Source organism: Streptococcus infantis, assembly GCF_047465525.1.
In the GTDB taxonomy this organism is placed as follows: Bacteria; Bacillota; Bacilli; order Lactobacillales; family Streptococcaceae; genus Streptococcus; species Streptococcus infantis_R.
The window spans coordinates 1-25,213 of record NZ_JASGZS010000009.1 but is presented as its reverse complement, the minus strand read 5'-3'; the positions used below and the strand labels follow the sequence as shown (position 1 = coordinate 25,213).

General features: G+C 41.2%; 20 protein-coding genes and 3 pseudogenes. 20 read left to right on the top strand and 3 right to left on the bottom strand.

Translation table 11 applies throughout. The features are described 5' to 3' along the window. Positions 1-66 precede the first annotated feature (66 nt). The 3 genes from QM374_RS04640 to QM374_RS04630 all read left to right on the top strand — a co-directional run bounded on the left by QM374_RS04640 (position 67) and on the right by QM374_RS04630 (position 2,450). On the top strand, positions 67-1,026 hold the full coding sequence (locus QM374_RS04640; protein ID WP_414311012.1) for an ROK family glucokinase: 960 nt from the start codon (positions 67-69) through the stop codon (positions 1,024-1,026). Between the two features lie 97 nt (positions 1,027-1,123). Beyond that, the gene (locus QM374_RS04635; RefSeq protein ID WP_315639717.1) at positions 1,124-1,558 is read left to right on the top strand and encodes a GTP pyrophosphokinase; all 435 of its coding nucleotides are present in this window, start codon (positions 1,124-1,126) and stop codon (positions 1,556-1,558) included. A gap of 52 nt (positions 1,559-1,610) precedes the next feature. After that, positions 1,611-2,450, top strand: coding sequence for a thymidylate synthase (locus tag QM374_RS04630; RefSeq protein WP_414311011.1), 840 nt, complete (start codon positions 1,611-1,613; stop codon positions 2,448-2,450). 108 nt (positions 2,451-2,558) lie between these two features. Here the strand turns inward: QM374_RS04630 and QM374_RS04625 are convergent, their stop codons facing one another. Next, entirely contained in the window at positions 2,559-2,729 is a 171-nt protein-coding gene (locus QM374_RS04625; RefSeq protein WP_049526232.1) for a DUF3042 family protein, read from the bottom strand. Between the two features lie 120 nt (positions 2,730-2,849). On the opposite strand from QM374_RS04625, the gene miaA reads away from it, so the two are divergent. The 9 genes from miaA (at position 2,850) to QM374_RS04580 (ending at position 10,790) form a co-directional block, all read left to right on the top strand. Further along, positions 2,850-3,734, top strand: a complete 885-nt coding sequence (gene miaA / locus QM374_RS04620; RefSeq protein ID WP_414311010.1) for a tRNA (adenosine(37)-N6)-dimethylallyltransferase MiaA — start codon at positions 2,850-2,852, stop codon at positions 3,732-3,734. Further along, on the top strand, positions 3,727-4,965 hold the full coding sequence (gene hflX, locus QM374_RS04615) for a GTPase HflX (protein WP_414311009.1): 1,239 nt from the start codon (positions 3,727-3,729) through the stop codon (positions 4,963-4,965). The genes miaA and hflX overlap by 8 nt, the downstream gene beginning before the upstream one ends. Further along, the gene (locus QM374_RS04610; RefSeq protein ID WP_414311008.1) at positions 4,958-5,581 is read left to right on the top strand and encodes a cystathionine beta-lyase; all 624 of its coding nucleotides are present in this window, start codon (positions 4,958-4,960) and stop codon (positions 5,579-5,581) included. Before hflX ends, QM374_RS04610 begins: the two co-directional genes overlap by 8 nt. A gap of 14 nt (positions 5,582-5,595) precedes the next feature. Continuing rightward, positions 5,596-6,525, top strand: coding sequence for a ribonuclease Z (gene rnz, locus QM374_RS04605; protein ID WP_414311007.1), 930 nt, complete (start codon positions 5,596-5,598; stop codon positions 6,523-6,525). Positions 6,526-6,545: 20 nt separating this feature from the next. Continuing rightward, the gene (locus QM374_RS04600) at positions 6,546-7,301 is read left to right on the top strand and encodes an SDR family NAD(P)-dependent oxidoreductase (RefSeq protein WP_414311006.1); all 756 of its coding nucleotides are present in this window, start codon (positions 6,546-6,548) and stop codon (positions 7,299-7,301) included. 397 nt (positions 7,302-7,698) lie between these two features. Then, a complete protein-coding gene (locus QM374_RS04595; protein ID WP_049548896.1) occupies positions 7,699-8,028 on the top strand; it encodes a hypothetical protein in 330 nt (109 codons plus the stop codon). A gap of 6 nt (positions 8,029-8,034) precedes the next feature. Then, entirely contained in the window at positions 8,035-8,229 is a 195-nt protein-coding gene (locus QM374_RS04590; protein ID WP_033584559.1) for a helix-turn-helix transcriptional regulator, read from the top strand. A 240-nt stretch (positions 8,230-8,469) separates the two neighbouring features. After that, positions 8,470-10,218 carry a glycoside hydrolase family 13 protein gene (locus tag QM374_RS04585; protein WP_414311005.1) on the top strand — a complete coding sequence of 583 codons (1,749 nt, stop codon included), beginning with the start codon at positions 8,470-8,472 and terminating at the stop codon, positions 10,216-10,218. Between the two features lie 14 nt (positions 10,219-10,232). Further along, on the top strand, positions 10,233-10,790 hold the full coding sequence (locus QM374_RS04580) for an SMI1/KNR4 family protein (protein WP_414311004.1): 558 nt from the start codon (positions 10,233-10,235) through the stop codon (positions 10,788-10,790). A 142-nt stretch (positions 10,791-10,932) separates the two neighbouring features. Here the strand turns inward: QM374_RS04580 and QM374_RS04575 are convergent, their stop codons facing one another. Beyond that, a complete protein-coding gene (locus QM374_RS04575) occupies positions 10,933-11,064 on the bottom strand; it encodes a hypothetical protein (RefSeq protein WP_414311003.1) in 132 nt (43 codons plus the stop codon). A gap of 295 nt (positions 11,065-11,359) precedes the next feature. On the opposite strand from QM374_RS04575, the pseudogene QM374_RS04570 reads away from it, so the two are divergent. The 8 genes and pseudogenes from QM374_RS04570 to QM374_RS04535 all read left to right on the top strand — a co-directional run. Beyond that, a pseudogene (locus tag QM374_RS04570) lies at positions 11,360-11,527 on the top strand (YSIRK-type signal peptide-containing protein); the annotation flags it as partial. A gap of 210 nt (positions 11,528-11,737) precedes the next feature. Further along, positions 11,738-17,852, top strand: a pseudogene (bgaA, locus tag QM374_RS04565) (LPXTG-anchored adhesin/beta-galactosidase BgaA); the annotation flags it as partial. Beyond that, the gene (locus QM374_RS04560; RefSeq protein ID WP_414311046.1) at positions 17,828-18,565 is read left to right on the top strand and encodes an SIALI-17 repeat-containing surface protein; all 738 of its coding nucleotides are present in this window, start codon (positions 17,828-17,830) and stop codon (positions 18,563-18,565) included. The pseudogene bgaA and the gene QM374_RS04560, both read left to right, overlap by 25 nt. Positions 18,566-19,178: 613 nt before the next feature. Further along, positions 19,179-19,400: pseudogene (locus tag QM374_RS04555) on the top strand (hypothetical protein). Between the two features lie 32 nt (positions 19,401-19,432). Next, positions 19,433-20,020, top strand: coding sequence for an ATP-binding cassette domain-containing protein (locus QM374_RS04550; protein WP_414311002.1), 588 nt, complete (start codon positions 19,433-19,435; stop codon positions 20,018-20,020). Between the two features lie 3 nt (positions 20,021-20,023). Further along, entirely contained in the window at positions 20,024-21,208 is a 1,185-nt protein-coding gene (locus tag QM374_RS04545; RefSeq protein WP_414311001.1) for a hypothetical protein, read from the top strand. A gap of 206 nt (positions 21,209-21,414) precedes the next feature. Continuing rightward, positions 21,415-22,116 carry an ABC transporter ATP-binding protein gene (locus QM374_RS04540; RefSeq protein ID WP_000323392.1) on the top strand — a complete coding sequence of 234 codons (702 nt, stop codon included), beginning with the start codon at positions 21,415-21,417 and terminating at the stop codon, positions 22,114-22,116. A gap of 1 nt (position 22,117) precedes the next feature. After that, the gene (locus tag QM374_RS04535) at positions 22,118-24,823 is read left to right on the top strand and encodes an FtsX-like permease family protein (protein ID WP_414311000.1); all 2,706 of its coding nucleotides are present in this window, start codon (positions 22,118-22,120) and stop codon (positions 24,821-24,823) included. Positions 24,824-24,941: 118 nt separating this feature from the next. Here QM374_RS04535 and QM374_RS04530 read toward each other — a convergent pair. Next, positions 24,942-25,213, bottom strand: a 272-nt coding sequence (locus QM374_RS04530) for a transposase (RefSeq protein ID WP_414310999.1), incomplete at its 5' end; no start/stop codon positions are given.

Here is a 25,213-nt window from a genome sequence, read left to right as displayed (position 1 = left end):
CACTGATTGGCAGATTTTGTTATACTAGTACTGTAAGCATTTTCAATTAAGGATAAGGAGAAGACGATGAGTCAAAAGATTATTGGGATTGACCTTGGTGGAACTTCTATCAAGTTCGCTATTTTAACGCAAGAAGGAGAAATCCAAGAAAAATGGTCTATTAAGACAAACATTTTGGATGAAGGAAGCCATATCGTAGACGATATGATTGAAACTATTCAACACCGTTTGGGCTTGCTTGGATTGTCTGCTGAAGATTTCCGTGGAATTGGTATGGGGTCACCTGGTGTGGTTGACCGTGAAAAAGGGACTGTTATCGGTGCCTACAACCTCAACTGGAAAACTCTTCAACCAATCAAAGAAAAAATGGAAAAAGCCTTGGGGATTCCATTCTTTATCGACAATGACGCCAACGTGGCAGCTCTTGGTGAGCGTTGGATGGGTGCTGGTGACAACCAACCAGATGTTGTCTTTATGACACTTGGTACAGGTGTTGGTGGCGGTATCGTAGCAGAAGGTAAATTGCTTCACGGTGTTGCAGGTGCTGCTGGTGAACTTGGACACATCACAGTTGACTTTGACCAACCAATCGCATGTACTTGCGGTAAGAAAGGCTGTCTTGAGACAGTAGCTTCAGCGACAGGTATCGTCAACTTGACTCGTCGTTACGCAGATGAATACGAAGGCGATGCAGAGTTGAAACGCTTGATTGATGACGGAGAAGAAGTAACAGCTAAAACTGTCTTTGATTTGGCAAAAGAAGGAGATGACCTTGCCTTGATCGTTTACCGTAACTTCTCACGTTACTTGGGTATTGTATGTGCCAACATCGGTTCAATCCTAAACCCATCAACAATCGTTATAGGTGGTGGTGTATCAGCTGCGGGAGAATTCCTCCTTCAAGGTGTGCAAAAGGTTTATGATGAAAATACCTTCCCACAAGTTCGCACAACAACTAAACTAGCTCTTGCAACTCTAGGAAATGACGCTGGAGTGATTGGTGCTGCGTCACTTGTCTTGCAATAATGCACATGAATCAAGAGCTTGGATATTGATCAAGCTCTTTTTAAGTTGAAGTTGTTAAAATAAAGTAATAGCTCACTAATGATAGGAGGAGTTTTGGATGAATACTGTAGAACAATCCATGGTTGATTTAGCCTTGTCTATTGCTAGGCAAGCTCATGAAGGGCAACTGGATAAGGCAGGGGTGGCTTACATAGAACATCCAATCTATGTAGCCAGTCTTGTACAAACGGAAGAAGAAAAAGCAGTTGCTTTGTTGCATGATGTTCTTGAGGATAGTCCTGTTTCAGCTGAAGAACTATTACAAGCTGGTTTACCAGAAACAGTTGTTACTGATGTTCAGGTTTTGACAAAGAAACCAATGCAAGATTATCAAGCATATTTGGAAACTGTAAAGACAAATCCTCTAGCACGAGTAGTCAAATTAGCTGATCTAAAACATAATTCAGATTTATCGAGATTGCCTTCTATTACTGCAAAGGATAGGGAAAGATTGAAGAAATATAAAAAGGCCATTGATTTGCTGAGCAGGTAGAAAAGCCCTTTTTATGCTATACTAGTTAAGACAATAATTGAGGTGAGAGTAAATGACAAAAGCAGACACGATTTTTAAAGAAAATATCGAGCGAATTCTCAATGAAGGAGTCTTTTCAGAACAGGCTCGTCCCAAGTATAAGGATGGAACAGTAGCTAACTCCAAGTACATCACAGGTGCTTTTGCGGAGTATGATTTGTCAAAGGGGGAATTTCCCATCACGACCTTGCGCCCCATCGCAATCAAATCAGCCATCAAGGAAGTACTTTGGATCTACCAAGACCAGACCAATAGTTTGGAAGTACTCAATGACAAGTACAATGTTCACTACTGGAATGACTGGGAAGTTGGAGATACAGGGACTATTGGGGAACGTTATGGGGCTGTTGTTAAGAAACATGATATCATTAACAAGATTCTCAAACAGTTAGAAGCCAATCCTTGGAACCGTCGCAATATCATCTCACTTTGGGATTATCAGGCCTTTGAGGAGACAGATGGTCTTCTTCCATGTGCCTTCCAGACCATGTTTGATGTCCGTCGTGTAGATGGGGATATCTATCTGGATGCGACTTTGACCCAGCGTTCTAATGATATGCTGGTGGCTCACCACATCAATGCCATGCAGTATGTGGCGCTTCAGATGATGATTGCTAAACACTTTGGTTGGAAAGTTGGGAAATTCTTCTACTTTATCAACAACCTTCATATCTATGACAATCAATTTGAACAAGCTCAGGAATTGCTTCGTCGTGAGCCTTCAAACTGCCAACCACGTCTGGTCTTGAATGTACCAGATAAGACAAACTTCTTTGATATTAAAGCAGAAGATTTTGAGTTGATTGACTATGATCCAGTCAAGCCGCAGTTGAAGTTTGACCTAGCTATTTAATACTCTCTGGAAATCTCTTCAAACTAGGCTAGATTCCTATTTGGTTTTTATTGAGTATAAAAGAATAGAAAAAAAGAAGTTGAGAAAAATCCCAACTTCTTTTGTTTTTTAACGTGATACGCGACGACGCGCTGCTTTTTTACGGTTTTCTTCGATGAAAGCTGCTTTTTGTTCTTCTGGTTCGATCACTTTCTTTTTAACTGCGTATACTGCACCTGCAACTGCAGCGACAGTTCCTGCAATACCTGTCACAAGACCTTTAGCGAATCCTTTAGCCATGAGTATTCCTCCTTTAACTTATAAATCAGCCAGCTACCTCAAGAGGTCGCATTTTTCTGACTGACCTTTTTGTGATATAATAATAGTAACGAAAAAATGGGAATTTTTCAAGGAAAAAAGATGAAAACAAAAATAATTGTGATTGTTGGACCGACTGCAGTTGGAAAGACAGCTCTAGCCATTGAAGTTGCTAAGCGTTTTAATGGTGAAGTAGTTAGTGGAGATAGCCAACAAGTCTATCGAGGACTAGATATTGGGACAGCCAAGGCTAGTCCAGAGGAGCAGGCAAGTGTTCCTCATCACTTGATTGATGTGAGAGATGTAACCGAGTCTTACTCGGCTTTTGATTTTGTTTCAGAAGCTAAGGCAGTCATTGAGGATATTCAAAGTCGCGGCAAACTAGCTATTATCGCTGGTGGGACAGGTCTTTATATCCAGAGTCTGCTAGAAGGATATCATTTAGGTGGAGAGACTCCCCATGAGGAGATTTTAGCTTATCGAGCTAGTTTGGAGCCTTATACAGATGAGGAATTAGCCCATTTGGTGGATCAAGCAGGCCTTGAAATTCCCCAGTTTAATCGTCGTCGTGCCATGCGTACCTTGGAAATTGCCCATTTTGGTCAAGACTTGGAAAATCAAGAGACCTTGTATGAACCTCTGATTATTTGTTTGGATGATGAGCGTAGTCAGCTTTATGAACGAATTAACCACCGTGTGGATTTGATGTTTGAAGCTGGACTTCTAGACGAAGCCAAGTGGTTATTTGATCATTATCCTGATGTACAGGCTACTAAAGGCATTGGTTACAAGGAACTCTTTCCTTATTTTCGTGGAGAGCAGTCCTTGGAAGAAGCTCGTGACAGTCTCAAACAGGCGACCCGTCGTTTTGCCAAGCGCCAGCTAACCTGGTTCCGTAATCGCATGCAGGTGACCTTTTATCAGATAGGAGAATCTGGTGTAAAAGACCGTATTTTAAACCAGATTGAGGAGTTTTTAAATGATTGAAACGGAGAAAAAAGAGGAGCGAGTCCTGCTGATTGGTGTTGAACTCCAGGGCATGGATAATTTTGACCTCTCCATGGAAGAGCTGGCTAGTCTGGCTAAGACAGCTGGTGCAGTCGTAGTCGATAGTTACAGACAAAAACGTGAAAAATACGACTCCAAGACCTTCGTCGGTTCTGGTAAGTTGGAAGAAATAGCTCAAATGGTGGATGCAGAAGAAATCACGACTGTCATCGTCAACAACCGTTTGACACCACGGCAAAATGTTAACCTCGAGGAAGTGTTAGGTGTCAAGGTCATTGACCGTATGCAGTTGATTTTGGATATCTTTGCCATGAGAGCTCGAAGTCATGAAGGAAAGCTTCAAGTTCATCTTGCGCAACTCAAGTATCTCTTACCTCGCTTGGTTGGTCAGGGGATTATGCTTAGCCGTCAGGCAGGGGGCATTGGTTCTCGTGGTCCAGGTGAAAGCCAGCTGGAGCTTAATCGTCGTAGTGTTCGCAACCAGATTACAGATATCGAGCGCCAGCTCAAGGTGGTTGAGAAAAATCGGGCGACAGTTCGAGAAAAACGTTTGGAGTCAAGTACTTTTAAGATTGGCTTGATTGGCTATACCAATGCTGGAAAGTCAACTATCATGAACACCTTGACTAGCAAGACCCAGTATGAGGCAGATGAGCTCTTTGCGACTCTGGATGCGACAACCAAAAGCATCCATCTGGGGGGGAATATACAGGTAACCTTGACAGATACCGTTGGGTTTATCCAAGACTTGCCAACTGAGTTGGTGTCAAGTTTCAAGTCTACCTTGGAAGAAAGCAAGCATGTAGATCTACTGGTCCATGTCATCGATGCCAGCAATCCTTACCATGAGGAACATGAAAAAACGGTCCTGTCTATCATGAAAGACTTGGACATGGAGGATATTCCTCGCCTAACCCTTTATAATAAAGCGGATTTGGTGGAAGATTTCACGCCTACCCAAACGCCGTATGCACTGATTTCTGCCAAGTCTAAAGATAGTCGAGAACAGTTGCAAGCTTTATTGCTAGATAAGATCAAGGAAATTTTTGAAGCCTTTACTCTGCGCGTGCCTTTTTCTAAGTCTTACAAGATTCATGATTTAGAAAGTGTTGCTATCCTCGAAGAACGTGACTACCAAGATGACGGTGAAGTCATCACAGGCTACATTTCTGAGAAAAATAAATGGAGATTAGAGGAATTTTATGACTGATATCAAAACTTTGGCACTCAAGTATGGTGGCTATACAAGTCTAGACAAGGTCTATCTGGACCAATTTTTAGCTGGTAGGTCTGAAGAGGAGCAACTAGCTCTCATTACACCTCCACCCAGCGTAGTGAATGCCTACTTTGCCGAGCTCTACCAGAAAAAGAGCCCCGAGGCTGCGACCGATTATTTTGCAGAAGTCAGCCAAGAACTGAACCTCTATAATGCTGGGCCAAGTTTCGCTTTGGAAAGCAAGCCCTTTATTCGCCTCAATCTATCTGGTAAATCCTTTGGATTTTGCTACGAGAAAGAAGGTCTTGGTCGCATTTTCTCTGAATATGAGGAAGCAATTACGGATGGCTTGCTTTTTGAGATTGCGCAAATTTTTCCCCATCAGCTAGTTTTTGAGGAGTCTGGAAAAATTTATATGAAGGCAATCGGAGAAGAGGAAGTTGTTAGCGTGGAAAATCTCACAGCTTTGACAGATTTGGAAAGCTTGGCAGATGGAAGAAAGCGACTCAAAGGCTACAGCCAAGAGGATTTGCTACAAGAAGCTAGAGCTTTTTCTGGCAAATTTTATTATCGCTCAGAAAACCGCACCGCTATGTTATATATTGATTAATTAGAAAGTATCGAATGGATATTCAATTTTTAGGAACGGGGGCTGGTCAGCCCTCTAAAGCCCGCAACGTTTCAAGTCTCGCCCTGAAACTCTTGGACGAGATTAACGAAGTTTGGCTCTTTGACTGTGGCGAAGGAACGCAAAATCGCATTCTGGAAACCACGATTCGACCACGGAAGGTCAGCAAAATCTTTATCACCCACTTGCACGGAGACCATATCTTTGGTTTGCCAGGATTTCTCTCTAGTCGTGCCTTTCAAGCCAATGAAGAGCAGACAGATTTGGAAATCTATGGTCCCCAAGGTATTAAGTCATTTGTCTTGACTAGTTTACGTGTCTCTGGTTCTCGTCTACCCTATAAGATTCATTTTCATGAATTTGACCAAGATTCTCTTGGCAAAATCCTTGAAACGGATAAGTTTACCGTTTATGCAGAAGAGTTGGACCACACTATTTTCTGCGTTGGTTATCGTATCATGCAAAAGGATTTAGAAGGGACCTTGGATGCTGAGAAACTCAAGGCTGCTGGTGTCCCATTCGGCCCTCTTTTTGGAAAAATTAAAAACGGTCAGGATGTCGTCTTAGAAGACGGCACCGAGATCAAGGCAGCAGACTATATCTCAGCACCGCGACCTGGTAAGATTATTACCATTTTGGGAGATACTCGAAAAACAGATGCCAGTGTGCGTCTTGGTGTCAATGCAGATGTTCTTGTCCATGAGTCGACTTATGGCAAGGGAGACGAAAAGATTGCCCGCAACCATGGTCACTCAACTAATATGCAAGCTGCGCAGGTTGCAACAGAAGCAGGAGCCAAACGACTCTTGCTCAACCATATCAGTGCACGCTTCCTTTCAAAAGACATTAGCCAGCTCAAGAAAGATGCGGCAACGATTTTTGAAAACGTCCATGTGGTTAAAGACCTAGAAGAAGTGGAAATCTAGAATCTCGAGAAAGGAAAAGTATGTCTACGATTCTCATTACAGGTGCTAGTGGTGGTCTAGCCCAAGAAATGGTCAAACTCTTGCCCAATGATCAATTGATTTTGCTGGGTAGAAATAGAGAAAAATTAGCTCAGCTATACGGAAATCATCCACAGGCTGAATTGGTTGAGATTGATATTACCGATAGTCAAGCCTTAGAAGGATTGGTAGCTGACCTCTATCTCCGTTATGGTAAGATTGATGTTTTGATTAACAACGCTGGTTATGGGATTTTTGAGGATTTTGACAAGATTTCTAATCAAGATATTCATCAAATGTTTGAGGTTAACACCTTTGCTCTCATGAATCTATCTCGTTTGGTTGCTTCTCGTATGAAGGAGATTCGAAAAGGTCATATCATCAATATCGTCAGTATGGCAGGATTGATAGCGACTGCTAAGTCTAGTCTATATTCTGCGACCAAGTTTGCGGCTATCGGTTTTTCAAATGCTTTGCGACTTGAACTCATGACCTATGGTGTCTATGTGACAACGGTCAATCCAGGCCCAATCCGTACAGGATTTTTTGACCAGGCAGACCCAGATGGGACCTACCTCAAGTCGGTTGACCGTTTTCTATTGGAACCAGATGCTGTCGCGCAAAAGATTGTTAAGGCAATAGGTAAAAACAAACGCGAGCTCAATCTCCCAATCTTACTCAATCTAGCCCATAAGTTTTACACCCTCTTTCCTAAGTTAGCAGATAAGTTGGCTGGGGAAACCTTTAATTATAAGTGAAAAAGCTGTTCCCTTGAGGAATGGCTTTTTGCTTTAATTAGGAGGAGTTGTTTATCAAAAATAATCCCTGAAAATACTGGTAGTTTATTCTTTATTAGATAGTTTAAAGGTATCATAGAGATAAGAAAGCAGAAAAGAGAGGATAAACTTCGAGTCTAACATAACTAAAAGTATATCTATAGTCGAAACTTATGAAGTCAAGATAAAATAGGATTAAAAGAACTTGCCCTTTGTCGGATTGACTAGGCTGTAAATCGGAGTTAGAAATATTCTTAGAATAGAAGAAAATAAAAAAGCCTAAAAATGTTAAAACATCTTGACATTTTATCGATTTAGAGTATAATAAAAAATGTAAAGAGCTCTTGACATTGTTTTGACAGATTGGAGGAACAGGACTATGAGAAAAATGGATGAAATGGACAGAGCGATTCAGCTACGTTCTGAGGAATGGGGTTATAAAACGGCTCTATTTGGCTTATGTGGGTGGACAGTATTTAATATTTATCAATCTATTACAAAAGGCATTGAACTTGAAATGTTACCAAGTCTGATTTTATGTTTATCTATTTCTGTTCAAGGATTTGCACAAACTGCCATAAAACAGAAAATGATTGGTGGTGATGAAGAGTTTAAAGAACCAAATAAACTTGTTCAAGGAGTAATTTTGATGGTTGTTATCCTTATCGTAGTTTTGGCGATTGGCATTTATTGTTTTCAGAAAGACTAATGCTGTATGAAAAATAATATCAAACAGCTAAGAAAGTCTGAAGGACTACGTCAGGAAGATATGGCAAAAATATTAGGCGTTAGTCGACAAACCATTATTGCTATCGAGAATGACAAGTACAATCCTACACTTGAACTAGCAATGAAAATTGCAAGGTTGCTACAACTACATGTTGAAGAAATTTTCATTTTAGAAGATTAAAGATATCAGATAGCATTTATTCTAATCATCTGATTCGTAATGATGGAGAGTTTTCCGGTTCATGGAAACTCTCTTTTTAAAGCTCATAAAGAGTCTACTCAATTTTACCCTTGTCCATCTATATATCTATCGTAAAACTGGTATAAAAATTGCAAATCGGATCTTTAAATAGTATACTAGTTCTGTTAGTTATGAAAACGTTTGCGTTTTTGTTGATGATGATTATTTAGGAGACAAGACATGGAATTAACAGCTATTTATCATAGACCAGAATCAGAGTATGCATATCTTTACAAAGAAGGTCAGCTACATATCCGAATCAGAACCAAGAAAGATGATGTTCAGCAGGTCATCTTACACTATGGAGATCCCTTTATTTTTATTGAGGATAAGTATGAAGCTAAGAAAGAGATGACCAAAGTAACCTCGGATGTTTTATTTGATTATTGGCAGGTTACAGTATCGGTTGCTTTTGCACGGATTCAGTACCTCTTTGAACTCCTTGATGAAGAAGGTCAGGGTGTTTTTTACGGTGATAAGGGTTGCGTAGAACATACTCAAGAAAACTTGGATGCGGAAGGAAATGGTTTCAAGCTTCCTTATATTCACGAAATTGACGGTTGTCAGGTTCCTGACTGGGTTTCAAATACCGTTTGGTATCAGATTTTCCCAGAACGCTTTGCTAATGGAAATCCTAGTTTGACTCCAGATGGAGCTCGAGAGTGGGATGCTGTCATTGCACCTAACATGGATGATTTTTTTGGTGGAGATTTACAAGGGATTATTGACCATTTAGACTATCTAAAAGATTTGGGAATCACTGGACTTTACCTATGTCCGATTTTTGAAGCGACGACCAATCACAAGTACGATACGACGGATTATTTTGAAATTGACCGTCACTTTGGAGACAAGGAAGTCTTTCGTAAACTAGTCGAGGAAGCCCACAAACGTGGTATCAAGATTATGCTAGATGCAGTATTTAATCATATTGGCAACCAGTCAGTCCAATGGCAGGATGTTCTAAAAAATGGAGAAAACTCAGTTTATAAAGATTGGTTCCATATTCAAGAATTCCCGGTTACTGAGGATAAACTTCAGAATCCAAGACAACTCCCTTATCATACCTTTGCCTTTGCTAGCTATATGCCTAAGTTAAATACAGCCAATCCTGAAGTCAAAAAATTTCTTTTAAGTGTTGCAACTTATTGGATTGAAAATTTTGAAATCGATGCTTGGCGTTTGGACGTTGCCAATGAAATTGACCATCAGTTCTGGAGAGATTTTAGAAAGGCAGTTCTAGCTAAAAAGCCTGATTTGTATATTTTAGGTGAAATCTGGCATACGTCTCAGCCTTGGCTACAAGGGGACGAATTCCATGCTGTCATGAACTACCCGCTCTCTGAAAGTATCAAAGATTATTTCTTGCGTCAGCATAAAAAGACAGAGAAGTTCATTTCAGAAATCAGAAGCCAGTCAATGTACTACAAGCAACAAATATCAGAAGTGATGTTTAACCTTCTTGATTCTCACGATACAGAGCGTATCCTCACAACTGCCAAAGGCAATCTCCAACATGTCAAGGCTGCTTTAACCTTCCTCTACCTTCAAAAAGGGACTCCTTGTATCTATTACGGAACAGAGCTTGCCCTAATAGGTGGACCAGACCCTGACTGCCGTCGTGTCATGCCTTGGGAGCGTGTGTCTGAAGACAATGACATGCTGAATTTCATGAAGAAATTAATCCAAGTCCGTAAGGAAGTGGCAAGTATGATTCAGCATGGTTCATATTGCTTGCAAGAAGTGAAACCAGATGTCCTATCCTTGAAGTGGAATTACCAAGGGAAAGAAGTTCAAGCCATCTTCAACCAGTCTCCTGAGAAATATACTTTAGACAGAGATTCAGTTGATTTAGCGAGCCATTGCCAGTTTGAAGATGGACAACAAGTTATCTTGCCAGCTGGATTTGTGGTTACTATTTCTGAGTAAAAAGGATTAAAATAATGGCACTCAAGGAAGTTTATGATTATTTTCGTCACTATGATAAGGAAACTTATCAGGTTGTCGCCTGCATGGGCAATGAACCATCGGAAGAAGATGTTCAGGATTTTGAAAATCAATACGGCATTCGTCTGCCAGAAGATTTCAGGGAATTCACCATGTCATCTCTGGGAGGTCTCTTTATGGAAGTCAGGGAAGAGCTATGGCCAAGAGCCAAGGCTTACGATGTAGCCCCTTTTTGGACCTTCTGCCGAGGTATCAAGGTCTTGGGGATCGCCAATGGCATCCCAGACTTCTTAGACATTCGAATAAAAACCAAGGAATTACATGATTTAGGATTTGTTGACTATATTCCATTTCTGTCTATCATCGGTGATGGAGATGTAATTTTCTGCTTTGATAAGGACAATCATATAGTAGCTCTAGATTGGTTTAATAGTGGCGAAACTGAAGAGCTTGAATGTGATTTTTCAGAGCTTTTGCTTCAGCAAATTGCCGAGCTTGAAGAACGTAAAAATGAGATGGTCAAGCTTTTGGAAAAGGGGAAATCTAGTCAATAATCTAATAGGAAATATCAGTTTGATAGTCCGTAAAAGAGGTTGGGACAAAAGATCCCGACCTCACTTTTTATTAGCAATCAAACTTTGACGCGGTAGCTGATTGAACTTTCTGTTCGTCTTTTATACTCTTCGAAAATCAAATTCAAACCACGTCAGCTCTATCTGCAACCTCAAAACAGTGTTTTGAGCTGACTTCGTCAGTCTTATCTACAACCTCAAAGCAGTGCTTTGAGCAACCTGCGGCTAGCTGCCTAGTTTGCTCTTTGATTTTCATTGAGTATTAGACTCCAAAAAGCTCCTAATCATCCTCGCGGGGCTGGGACTACGAAATCGAGACTTTGTCTATCGATTTCTGTCCCACCGCCTTTTTTAGTAAAATCATTCACTAAATGTACATTCAGATTTTTAAAGTTTTCTACAAATTATAGAAAAAAGAATCAAAAGTATGATTTTTATGCTGCCAGTATTGAAGTTTCTTATATTATTTTATAAAATAGAAGCAAAATACTACTGAAAAAGTGGAGCGCTTACATAAAATTGGAAGCGGTTACGAATATAAGGAGGATCTTATGAGAAAAGATCATTGGAATCGAAAAAGAGTGTACAGTATCCGAAAATTTACCGTTGGAACTTGCTCTGTAGTCATCGGTACTTGCTCAGTCTTATTTGGAGCAAGTGTAGCTGGTGCAAACCCAGTTTCAGCTGATGAAACTCCAATTGCAGTTGCTGCAGAAAAAGTAGCGGATGATTCTCATAAAGAGGAACTTGGTGAAACAAGAAGTCCAGAACAGCCAGCATCAACTGAATCAGCTGCAAGTGAAGTTGCTACACCAGCTCATGCGGTTGAAAAGGCACAGGACGACCAAACTGTACAATCAGATTCTGATAAAAAAGTGGATTCCATCTTAGATAAGAAACCTCAAGCAATTACTCAAGATCAATCTGCTCAAACGGAAAAACCGGACCTAAAACCGGCTACCAGTGAGGAGGTAAATCAATTGGTTGAGGACCGTAAAGTAGAATTTAACCAAAACTGGCATTTTAAACTCAATGCTAATGCCAAAGACGCTATCAAACCAGATGCAGATGTATCAAGCTGGAAGAAATTAGACCTTCCTCATGACTGGAGTATTTACAATGACTTCGATCATGATTCTCCTGCCCAAAATGAGGGTGGACAACTCAACGGTGGTGATGCTTGGTATCGCAAGACCTTTAAACTAGATGAAAAAGACCTTAATAAGAATGTTCGCCTGGTCTTTGATGGAGTTTATATGGATTCGCAAGTCTATGTAAACGGTCAGCTAGTTGGTCACTATCCAAATGGTTACAATCAATTCTCTTATGACATTACTGACTATCTCAATAAAGACGGTCGTGAGAATGTCGTAGCTGTACATGCGGTCAATAAACAACCAAGTAGCCGTTGGTACTCAGGAAGTGGTATTTACCGCGATGTTACCCTTCAAGTGACAGATAAGGTTCATGCTGAGAAAAACGGAACAACTATCTTAACACCAGACCTTGAAAAACAACAAAATGGTAAGGTTGATACTCATGTAACAAGTAAGATTGTCAATACAGATGACAAAGATCATGAAATTGTTGCTGAATACCAAATTATTGAAAGAAATGGTCAGGCTGTGACGGACGTTGTTCGTACAGACAGCCAAGTCTTGAAAGCCCATCAATCAACTAGCTTGAATGCTATTTTGCAAGTTGAGAAACCAAAACTCTGGACAGTTCTTAACGATAAACCAGCTCTTTATGAATTAGTGACTCGTGTTTATCGTGATGGCCAATTGGTCGATGCTAAGAAGGACTTGTTTGGTTACCGCTACTATAACTGGACACCAAATGAAGGTTTCTCTTTGAATGGTGAACGAATTAAATTCCATGGAGTTTCTCTTCACCATGACCATGGAGCTCTAGGGGCTGAAGAAAACTATAAGGCAGAATACCGTCGTCTGAAACAGATGAAGGATATGGGTGTGAACTCTATCCGTACAACCCATAACCCAGCTAGTGAGCAGACCTTGCAGATCGCTGCAGAACTAGGTTTGTTGGTGCAAGAAGAAGCCTTCGATACTTGGTACGGTGGGAAGAAACAGTATGACTACGGACGTTTCTTTGACAAAGACGCCACTCACCCAGATGCTAAAAAAGGTGAAAAATGGTCTGATTTTGACCTACGTACAATGGTCGAGAGAGGCAAGAATAACCCTGCTATCGTCATGTGGTCTATCGGTAATGAAATCGGTGAAGCAGACGGTAAGGCTCGTTCTCTAGCGACTGTAAAACGCTTGGTGCAAGTGATCAAGGCAGTTGATAAGACACGCTATGTTACTATGGGAGCAGACAAGTTCCGTTTTGGTGATGGTAGTGGTGATCATGAAAAGATTGCGAACGAACTTGATGCGGTTGGATTTAACTATTCAGAAGACAACTATAAGAAGCTTCGTGCGAAACATCCAAATTGGTTGATTTACGGTTCAGAAACTTCTTCAGCAACTCGTACTCGTGGTAGCTATTTCCGTCCAGAAAGTGAGCTAGTTCATAGCAACCAAGCTTACCGTCATTATGAGCAATCAGACTATGGTAATGACCGTGTTGGCTGGGGTAAAACAGCCACTGCATCTTGGACTTTTGACCGAGACAATGCTGGTTATGCTGGTCAGTTTATCTGGACAGGTACCGACTATATCGGTGAGCCTACTCCATGGCATAACCAAAACAACACACCAGTTAAGAGTTCTTACTTTGGTATCGTAGATACAGCTGGAATTCCTAAGAATGACTATTACTTGTACCAAAGCCAATGGGTTTCTGCTCAGAAGAAACCAATGGTTCACCTCCTTCCTCACTGGAACTGGGAAGATCCTACTCTGAAAGCAAATGTAGCTGATGCAGATGGTAAGATTCCTGTTCGTGCATTTTCAAATGCTGCAAGTGTGGAACTGTTCTTAAATGGTGAGTCACTAGGTAAGAAAACCTTTAACAAGAAACAAACAAGTGATGGCCGTACTTACCAAGAAGGTGCCAATGCCAAGGAACTTTACCTTGAGTGGAAGGTTGATTATCAACCTGGAACCCTAGAAGCAGTAGCTCGTGATGAGGCTGGTAATGAAATCGCTCGTGATAAGATTACGACTGCTGGTGAGCCTGCAGGTGTTCGCCTAGTCAAAGAAGAAAATGCTATCGCAGCAGACGGAAAAGATCTCACTTATATCTACTACGAAATCGTTGATAGCGCTGGTAATGTAGTTCCAACTGCCAATAACCTTGTGCGCTTCCAGTTGCACGGTCAAGGTCAGATTGTCGGTGTGGATAACGGTGAACAAGCAAGCCGTGAACGTTATAAAGAGCAAGCTGACGGTTCATGGATTCGTAAGGCCTTCAATGGTAAGGGTGTTGTCATTGTCAAATCAACTGAGCAAGCAGGTAAATTCACCTTGACTGCTCATTCTGACCTCTTGAAATCTGATCAAACTACTATCTTTACAGGTAAGAAAGATAAAGCTGAAAAAACTGTCTTGGGTACAGAAGTTGCTAAAGTCCGTACTGTTATCGGTCAAGCACCAAAAATGCCTAAGAAGGTAGCATTTATCTACAGTGATGGTAGCCGTACAAAACTTCCAGTAGAATGGTCAGCAGTTGATGTCAATGAACCAGGAATTGTGACTGTTAAGGGTGTGGCAGATGGACGAGACGTCGAAGCGCGTGTTGAAGTCTTGGCTCTCGAAGCAGAATTACCTGTAGTCAAGAGAATCGCTCCAAATACAGACCTAAATTCAGTTGACAAATCTGTTTCTTACGTATTGTCAGATGGTACTGTAGCGAGCTACGAGGTTAATAAGTGGGAAATTGCAGCTGAAGATCAAGCTAAACTAGCGATCCCAGGCTCTCGCATCCCAGCAAAAGGTATTTTAGAAGATGAAGAAATCGCTGCGACCTTGGTAGTTGCAGAAGGTGAAGCTGCTAATCCAGTAGTTCCAAGTGTAACTGTAGCAGATCAAGCGGTTGAAGGTCTTTCAACTGACCAACCTGTAAAATACCACAAGCTTGCTTATGGAGCAGCCTTGCCAGAGGTCAAAGCTACAGCTGAAAATGCTCAAGTGACAGTTATTCAAGCTAATGAAGCAAATGGTATGCGTGCAAGCATCCATGTTCAACCAAACGATGGTGGCCCACTACAAACCTATGCTATCCAATTCCTACAAGAAGCTCCACAAATTGAACGTTTGAGCCTAGAAGTTGAAAATGCAGCTACTTTGAAAGAAGACCAAACGGTCGGTATCAAGGTCTTGGCTCACTATCAAGACGGTACACAAGCAGTCTTGAAAGCTGACAAGGTTACCTTCTCAACTACAGGTGAAGGAGATGTAGCCGTTCGTAAAGGTATGCTTGAATTGCATAAACCTGGTCAAGTAACTCTGAAAGCTCAATTTGAAGGATCAGAAGGTCAGATTGACTTGAACATTCAAGCAAATACTGAAAGCAAAGTTGTCCAAGCCATCCGTCCAGTTAGTGTCGTGACAGGTTTGAACCAAGAACCAAGTCTACCTGCTACAGTAACTGTAGAGTATGACAAAGGATTTCCGAAGGTTCACAAGGTGACTTGGCAAGCAGTTGCTAAGGAAGACCTTGCTAAATACCATAGTTTTGAAGTCCTAGGTAAAGTTGAAGGAATTGAGAAAGAAGCACATGCTAAGGTATCTGTCGAAGGTATCATTGCTGTCGAAGAAGTGAGCGTAACTACTCCAGTTGCAGAAGCTCCTCAACTACCAGAGAGCGTTCGTACTTACCACTCAAATGGCCAAGTCTCTTCAGCTAAAGTAACTTGGGACGCAATTGAACCAAGCCAATACGCACAAGAAGGCAAGTTTACTGTGACAGGACATGTCGAAGGTACTCAACTACCAACTAAACTTCATGTTCGTGTGTCTGCTCAGACAGAAACTGGTGCTAATATTTCTGACCAGTGGACTGGTTCAGAATTGCCACTTGCCTTTGCATCAGACTCAAATCCAAGTGACTCAGTAGCCAATGTCAATGACAAACTAATTTCATATAACAACCAACCAGCAAACCGCTGGACAAACTGGAACCGTACAAGTGAAGCATCCGTAGGAATTCTCTTTGGTGACTCTGGTATCATGTCTAAACGATCAGTTGATAACCTCAATGTAGCCTTCCACGAAGACCACGGTGTTGGTGCACCTAAATCCTATGTCATCGAATACTATGTCGGTTCAGCAACTCCAACAGTTCCTAAGAATCCAAGCTTCGTAGCACGCGAAGACCATGTCTTTAATGACGATAAAAACTGGAAAGAAGTAACAAATCTCAAGGCTCCAGATCAAATCAGAGCTGGAGAAATGACCCACTTTAGCTTTGATAAAGTCAACACTTACGCAGTTCGTATCCGCATGGTTCGACCAGATGGTAAATGGGGTACTTCTATTACAGAAATGCAAATCTTCTCTAAACAAGTAGCTGCAGCTAAGAATGCTCAAGCACAAATCCAAGTAGATGGAAAAGATTTGCCAAACTTTAACCCAGGCTTGACTGACTACTATCTAGAAACAAGCCAAGGAAAAGCTCCAACTGTAATAGCAAGTGTCACTGAAAATGGTATTGCAACAGTTGTACCAAGCGTAGGTGAAGGAGATCCAGTTCGTGTTGTTGTCAAGGCTGAAAACGGAGATATCCTAGGTGAATACCGCCTACACTTCACAAATGATAAAGATTTGCTCGCAAGTAAACCTGTTGCTGTTGCCAAATCATCTCGCTTGGTTGCTAAAGGACAAACCCTTGAGTTACCAGCAAAAGTTCCTGTTTACTTCACAGGAAAATCTGACTATGAAGTCAAGGACTTGGCTGTTGACTGGGAAGCAGTTCCAGCAGAAAATCTAACAAAAGCAGGTGAATTTACAGTTCATGGTCGCGTTTTGGGTACTGATTTAACTGCTGAAGTGGCTGTACGTGTGACAGACAAACTCGGTGAAAACCTTTCAGACAACCCAGACTTCGATGACGATAGCAACCGTTCATTTGCCTCAGCAACTAACGATATTGATCCAAATTCTCGTGACCGTGTGGACTATGTCAATGATGGTTCTGATGATGAAAGTCGTCGTTGGACTAACTGGTCTCCAACTCCATCTGAAAATCCAGAAGTTTCAGTAGGGGTTATCTTTAGAGAAGCTGGTCAGATTGTTGAGCGTTCAGTTGCAGAAGGAAAAATTCGCTTCTTTGCAGATGGTGGAACAGATGCACCTTCTAAACTCGTCCTAGAACGCTATGTTGGACCAGAATTTGATTCACCAGAATATTACTCTAACTACCAACCATACGATCCAGAACATCCATTCAACACTCCGTCTAACTGGGAGAAAGTTGAATACCGTGCGGATCAAGAAGTTCAAGCAGGAACTGACATCCATGTAACCTTTGCACCAGTCAAAGCTAAAGCTATGAGATGGCGCATGGACAGAAAAGCAGACAAGAAGGGTGTGGCTATCACTGAAATGGCCTTTATCGCACCAAGTGAAGCACCTAAAGACAATACAGCTTCTAAACTTCTAGTAGATGGTAGAGAGCTTGCTGACTTCTCTGAAGCTCGTGTGGATTACCAAGTAACCTATAGTGGAAGCCGTCCTAAAGTGACCGTTGAAGCTGGTGAAAACGTAGCGGCAACAGTTGTCGATAGTGGGGACGACAAACTTCCAGTCTTGGTACGTCTCGTTTCAGAAAGTGGTAAACAGGTCAAGGAATACCGTATCCAATTGACCAAAGAAAAGGTTGAAAGTGGAAAAGTTGCCCCAGCTGTTCAGGAAGAGCTTCCTAGCCTTGAAGTTGTTGAAGAAGCTCTCAGCTTCAAGACAGTGAAGAAAGAAGACCCAACTCTAGCAGAAGGTGAAACTCGTGTGACTCAAGCAGGTCGTGAAGGTAAAGAACGTATCCTGACTGAAGTAGCAGTAGATGGAAGCCGTACTGAAAAACTTCGCGAAACTATTGAAGCACCGCAAGATGAGATTGTCTTAGTCGGAACTAAGAAAGAAGTATCTGGTAAAACAGATCCAGCTATCCATGAGGTTCCAGAATTTACTGGTGGAGTAAATGGTGTCGAAGCAGCTGTTCATGAAGTTCCAGAATACACTGAAGCTATTGGCACAGCAGGCGATGAAGCAGCACCAGTAGTAGAAGTCCCAGAATTCAAGGGTGGCGTTAACGCAGTCGAAGCAGCTGTTCATGAAGTTCCAGAATACACTGAAGCTATTGGTACAGCAGGTGATGAAGCAGCACCAGTAGTAGAAGTCCCAGAATTCAAGGGTGGCGTTAACGCAGTCGAAGCAGCTGTTCATGAAGTAAGCCCAGAATACACAGGCAGTGTCAATGGAGCAGAAGCGGCTAAGAATGAGTTGCCAGAATACACAGGCAGTGTCAATGGAGCGGAAGCAGCTATTCATGAAGTTCCAGAGTTTACAGGTGGAGTGAATGGTGACGCATCAGCTGTTCAGGAAGTAAGCCCAGAATTCACAGGTGGTGTCAATGGAGCAGAAGGAGCAATCCATGAGGTTCCAGAATACAAAGATGAGCAGTCTCTTGTAGCTCTTACTATGTCACAAGATAAGACTTATCAAGCACCTGCAAGTCATCAATACAAACTCCCAGAGACAGGCACTAAAGAAAATGCTGGTCTTGCAGCCGTAGGTCTTGTAGGAGCACTTCTTGGCATGTTTGCAATGGGAAAGAAAAAAGACGACGAATAAGATGATGTAAAAGCATCTAGGTCATAGAGATTGGATCAAGAGATTAATCTCGATTATAAAAAGCGGACAAAACTAGTTTTCTGATCTACAGAGACTGGTCTTGTTCGCTTTTTTTGCTCTTTGTCAACTGTAGTGAACAACAAGAAAGTATAATACTCTTCGAAAATCTCTTCAAACCGCGTCAACGTAGCCTTGCCGTACTCAAGTACAGCCTGCGGCTAGTTTCCTAGTTTGCTCTTTGATTTTCATTGAGTATAAGACAGAGCTGGTTTCTTATTCCTAAATTACCTTTCAATTGACAACAGGTTCCCTTGAAAATATTTAGTCAGCTAAACCAAGGCTAGTCTTAGCCTAAGCCATTTTGTCAAATGAAATTACGTCCCATATTTCCTCTAAGTTAGTCAAACAATCTTAGTTTTAGAAAGTAAGACTAGCTAACTTCAATTTAGAACTTTCATATAACTTCTAAGTGTTATATATTATTAAAACCAATGGGGAACTGTTGCATAAAAATGAGAAAAACGATATAATGAAAGTGTTTTCAATGCTAATGATATAAATGCAATGAAAAATATGAAAAGTCAGTCAAAGTCGTGTTATTAGCTAGTTTGTTATGAATTGGTCTTTTCAATCCAGTGTATCTGTTGTGACAGTCACTAAAAGTTATCGGTATGATTGGAATGCGGTTTGGGAATATAGTACCAACTATCACGACCATTAATCTTTTAACATCCCGTCGTGGTCTCGTTATGACAACTATTCAGAGTATAAAGTAGGTTCTGGCTGGAATTTCTATCGTTATGAGGTCATAAACTACTACAGCGGAGACTTTTAATCGTTAAAGAGTGAGAAAAAGGAGGGTTTGATATGTTAAGGCTTACTCATGTTACCTTAAAAACGCGACAAGTCATCTTACAAGATGTAGATTTCACCTTTAAAAAAGGCAGGATTTATGGAGTTCTTGCTATCAATGGATCTGGAAAGACGACACTGTTCCGCGCCATTAGCAACTTAATTCCCATAAGTAGTGGAAATATCACAGTCCCTCCTTCTTTATTTTATTATGAAAGTGTTGAATGGCTGGATGGAAACTTAAGTGGGATGGACTACCTTCGTCTTATAAAAAACATCTGGAAGTCAGACCTGAACTTAAGGGACGAAATCGCCTACTGGGAAATGTCTGATTATATCAGCCTTCCCATTCGAAAGTATTCCTTAGGCATGAAGCAACGCTTGGTGATTGCCATGTATTTCCTCAGTCAGGCGAAATGCTGGCTTATGGATGAGATTACAAATGGCTTAGACGAGTATTATCGACAGAAGTTTTTTGATAGGCTGGCACAAATCAATAGACAAGAACAGCTGGTTCTTTTAAGTTCCCACTATAAGGAAGAGTTGGTTGATGTCTGCGATAGAGTAGTAACCATTCATCAGGGGCAGATAGAAGAGGTTTAGTTTATGAAAGATGTTAGTCTATTTTTATTAAAAAAAGTTTTCAAAAGTCGCTTAAACTGGATTATCTTAGCTTTATTTGTATCTGGACTCGGTGTTACCTTTTATTTTAATAGTCAGACTGCAAACTCCGTCAGCTTGGAGAGCGAGTTGGAAACCCGTCTTGTAAAACATGAGAGAGTCATCAATGAATATGAAGAGAAACTCTCCCAAATATCTGACACCAGCTCGGAGGAATACCAGTTTGCTAAAGAAAATTTAGACTCGCAAAAAAATCTTTTGACACAAAAGAAAGAAATTCTGGCTTTGTTAAAAGAAGGACGCTGGAAAGAAGCCTACTATTTGCAGTGGCAAGATGTAGAGAAGAGTTATGAAATTTTATCAAAGGAACCGACTGCTAGTTCTGACTTAAAAATGGCGGTTGACCGCGAACGAAAGACTTACCAAGCCCTATATCCCTTGAACATAAAAGCGCACAATTTAGTTTATCCGACCTACGGGATTGATCAGATTGTCTGGATTTTAGAGGCTATCATCCCAAGCTTGTTTGTGGTTGCTATTATTTTTATGCTAACACAACTGTTCGCAGAAAGATATCAAAATCATCTGGACACGGCTCGCTTATATCCTTTTTCAAAAGTTACATTTGCCATGTCCTCTCTTGGAGTTGGGGTGAGCTATGTAACTGTGCTGTTTATTGGAATCTGTGGTTTTTCTTTCCTAGTGGGAAGTCTGATAAGTGGTTTTGGACAGTTAGATTATCCCTACCCGATATATAGCTTAACAAATCAAGAAGTAACTATTGGGAAAATACAAGATGTGTTATTTCCTAGCTTGTTACTAGCTTTCTTAGCTTTTATCGTCATTGTGGAAGTCGTCTACTTGATTGCTTACTTTTTCAAGCAAAAAATGCCTGTCCTCTTTCTTTCCCTCATTGGGATTGTTGGCTTGTTGTTTGGTATCCAAACCATTCAGCCTCTTCAGAGTATTGCACATCTGATTCCCTTTACTTACTTACGTTCAGTGGAGATTTTGTCTGGAAGATTACCTAAGCAAATTGATAATGTCAATCTAAATTGGAGTATGGGGCTAGTCTTACTTCCTTGCACGATAATTCTTTTGCTATTGGGAATTCTATTTATCGAAAGCTGGGGAAGTTCACGAAAAAAGAGTGTGTTAAATAGGTGTTAGTTTTCCTATTTCCACTTGATAACTACTTCATGCAAACAACAATAAGAAAGAACATCCGAATCATTGTTAGCTATGAAAAACGAGGGAAAACGAAAATCAGGAGACTTTCAAAATATGAGCCTAAAAAAGTCATCATTAGATGGCTTTTTTGCTATTAAAAGAGTTATAATAAAGATGAAAATAGGGATAGAAGAGGAGGAGATAGGATGGCTTATATTGAAATGAAAAACAGCTATAAGAGGTATCATACTGGAGATACGGAAATCGTGGCCAATCGAGATGTCAACTTCGAGATTGAAAAGGGAGAACTAGTCATTATCCTTGGGTCATCTGGTGCAGGGAAGTCAACAGTTTTAAATATTCTTGGTGGTATGGATACAAACGATGAAGGGCAAGTCTGGATTGATGGAACCAATATCTCGAATTTCACTTCTCATCAGAGAACTAACTATCGTAGAGATGACGTTGGCTTTGTCTTTCAATTTTACAACTTGGTTTCTAACTTGACTGCTAAGGAAAATGTCGAGCTAGCTTCAGAAATTGTTGCCGATGCCTTGGATCCTGAGCAGGTTCTCAAGGATGTAGGCTTAGGACACCGTCTGAATAATTTTCCAGCTCAGCTGTCAGGTGGTGAGCAACAACGTGTATCCATTGCTCGAGCGGTGGCAAAAAATCCTAAAATTCTCCTTTGTGATGAACCAACGGGAGCTTTGGACTACCAGACTGGTAAGCAGGTTCTAAAGATTCTTCAAGATATGTCACGTAAGAAGGGGGCTACCGTTATCATTGTGACCCATAATGCCTCCCTAGCTCCAATAGCTGATAGGGTGATTCAGATGCATGATGCCAGTGTCAAGAGTGTTGTCCTCAATCCTCAACCACAGGATATTGATGATTTGGAGTACTAAGATGAAAAGAAAGACATATTGGAAAGACCTGCTCCAGTCTTTCACAGGTTCAAAGGGACGGTTTTTATCCATCCTAACTCTGATGATGTTAGGTTCTTTAGCCGTGGTTGGTCTCAAGGTTGCTAGTCCTAATATGGAGCGAACAGCTTGGGCTTATCTGAAAGATACTAATGCGGCAGATATGACCGTCATAGCAGATTATGGTCTAGATCTGGCAGACCAGAAAGAATTGCAAACTCTATCAGGAGCAGATGTTGAATTTGGCTATATGACAGATTTGACTCTGGCAAATAGTGAAGATGCCATACGAATCTTTTCAAATACTGAAAAGATTTCAAAATTTCAAGTAACGGAAGGTCGTTTGCCTGAAAAAGAAGATGAATTAGCTTTGGCGGATTTTTGGAAAGATCGTTATCAGATTGGTCAAGTCATTCATTTGAACCAAAAGAAGGGCAGCAATTCTCAGTTGAAGCGGGATAGTTATACCATTACAGGCTTCGTCCACTCTCCAGATATTTTCTCAAAAACGGATATGGGGAGTTCAGCCAGTGGTAATGGGAATCTAGCAGCCTATGGTGTCGTAACTGAAGAAAATTTTAAGAGCTCTGTTTACACGATTGCCCGCCTGCGTTTTGCTAGTCTAACAGATGTCAATCCTTTCTCTAGTGATTACGAAAAGAAGTTAGAGGAAGAAGAAGCAACTCTAAAGAACTTAGTTGCTGATAATGGTCAAGCGCGGCTAGAAAAAATGAAGAAGGAGGCTCAAGAGTCCCTTGATGAGGGCAAGAAACAGCTAGATGAGGCTGAAAGCAACTTGACAGCTGGCAAGAAACGCCTGCAGGAAATCGAAACGCGTCTACAAGCTCAAGAAAATCAAGTGAGCCAACTACCAGAACCACAAAAAAGTCAAGCATCTAGTCAGTTAGGAGAAGCAAAAGAACGACTAAAGCAAGAAAAGGAAAAGCTGAGCCAAGCCGAAACAGATCTTACTAAGGAAAAGGCTAAATGGCAGACCAGTCAGGATGAAGTCAATGCTCTGACAGAGCCAACCTATCATGTCTACAATCGCAAGAGTTCTCCTACTGGTCAAGGGTATCTCATGTATAGTAACTCGGCCATGAGTATTCGTGCCGTGGGAAATATTTTTCCAGTTGTTCTCTATGCCGTTGCAGCCATGGTTACCTTTACCACCATGACACGATTTGTAGACGAGGAAAGAACCAATGCAGGGATTTTCAAAGCTCTAGGATACCATAGCAAGGATATCATTGCTAAGTTTGTGATTTACGGTCTGGTTGCTGGAACTCTTGGAACCCTTCTAGGAATCTTGCTTGGGCATTACGTCTTGGCACCTACAATCTCTCATATTATCACTGAGCGAATGATTGTTGGAGAGAGTCAGCAGTATTTCTACTGGACCTATAGTTGCTTGGCTCTTGGACTAAGCTTAATAGCTAGCGTTTTACCCGCCTACCTTGTATCTCGCAGAGAATTGCATGAAGAAGCAGCGCAATTATTACTACCCAAGCCACCAGTCAAGGGTTCTAAAATTCTCTTGGAACGCGTAACATTTATCTGGTCACGCTTGAGTTTTACTCAGAAGGTAACAGCTCGCAACATTTTCCGTTACAAACAACGCATGCTGATGACCATTTTTGGGGTTGCAGGTTCAGTAGCCCTCCTCTTTGCAGGGCTTGGTATTCAATCCTCTGTGGTTGGCGTGGCCGACAGGCAGTTTAAGGATCTGCAACAATATCAAATGATTCTCTCTGTCAATGCTGGGGCTTCTGATTCTGACAAGGCCAAGCTAGAAGAAAAATTGCAGAGTGATGAAGTTGAAAACTATCGTTTAATTTCTTCCAAACAGATTGAGGAAGACTATGCCGGTAAGGCTGGCGTTCAGACCGTGACCATGATGGTAACGGATCAAGATGACCTAGCTCCCTTTGTCCTCCTAGAAAAAAATGGGGAAAAACTGGGCTTGTCTAACGGAGTTGTCTTGACTGAAAAATTAGCCCAGTTGGCTGGAGTTTCTGTTGGTGACAATTTTACAATCGATGGGAAAACCTTTAAAGTAGGTGCTATTACCGAGCACTATGTGGGCCATTTTGTCTATATGAATCAGGCAACCTATGAGGAGATATACGGTCAAGCACCCAAGATGAATACCTATTTGGTCCAACTCAAGGATAAAAGTGAAGTCAATACCGAAAGAGTCGCAGGAGAATTTATGGATCAGGCGGCTGTCAGTGGCCTCGTTCAAAATGCTTCAACCATTCAGCTCTTTGAAAGTTTTGCCAATTCTCTGAATCATACCATGGCGATTTTGGTGCTGGTATCGGTGCTATTAGCCATTGTGATTCTCTATAATTTGACCAATATCAATGTTGCTGAACGGATTCGGGAACTCTCAACCATTAAGGTTCTTGGTTTTCATAACAAAGAAGTGACCCTTTACATCTATCGGGAGACCATCATATTGTCACTAATTGGAATGATTGTAGGATTGGTATCAGGCTTTTATCTCCATCAATTTCTCATTCAGATGATCGCACCTGGAACCTTCCGTTTTCAACCCAAGGTCGGCTGGGAAGTTTATCTCATTCCAGTTCTAGCTGTCAGTGTCATTTTGACCATCCTAGGAGTTTTTGTCAATCATTATCTCCGAAAGGTGGATATGTTAGAAGCCCTCAAGTCTGTAGAATAATTGGTAGAGGACAAAAACAAATAAGAAAGCCCTTTGAAGCCCACTGAAAAAGGAGCTCTCTTACTTTTAATGAAATGAAAACCGAGGAATCACTCATCAATTTGAGCGAATTCCTCGGTTATTTTGTATTTATTAAGGCCATAATTCGTTTCATATTGACCACGAAGATGCTTGTGGCTGCCTGTAACTCCATGTTGAAAAGACCCGATGCCCTTGCGACATCAAAGCCATGTCTCTGTTTTAGTTCGGCATTCTTCGCTTCGATTTTATAGCGATGTCTGGCCATTTCTTTAAAATAAGGTGTTTCCTGAAATTTCTTCTGGAAAAGATGGTCGTTACTCTTAATGGTTATTGAATAAGTTTTAGACTTTGCACCCTCCTTATAACACC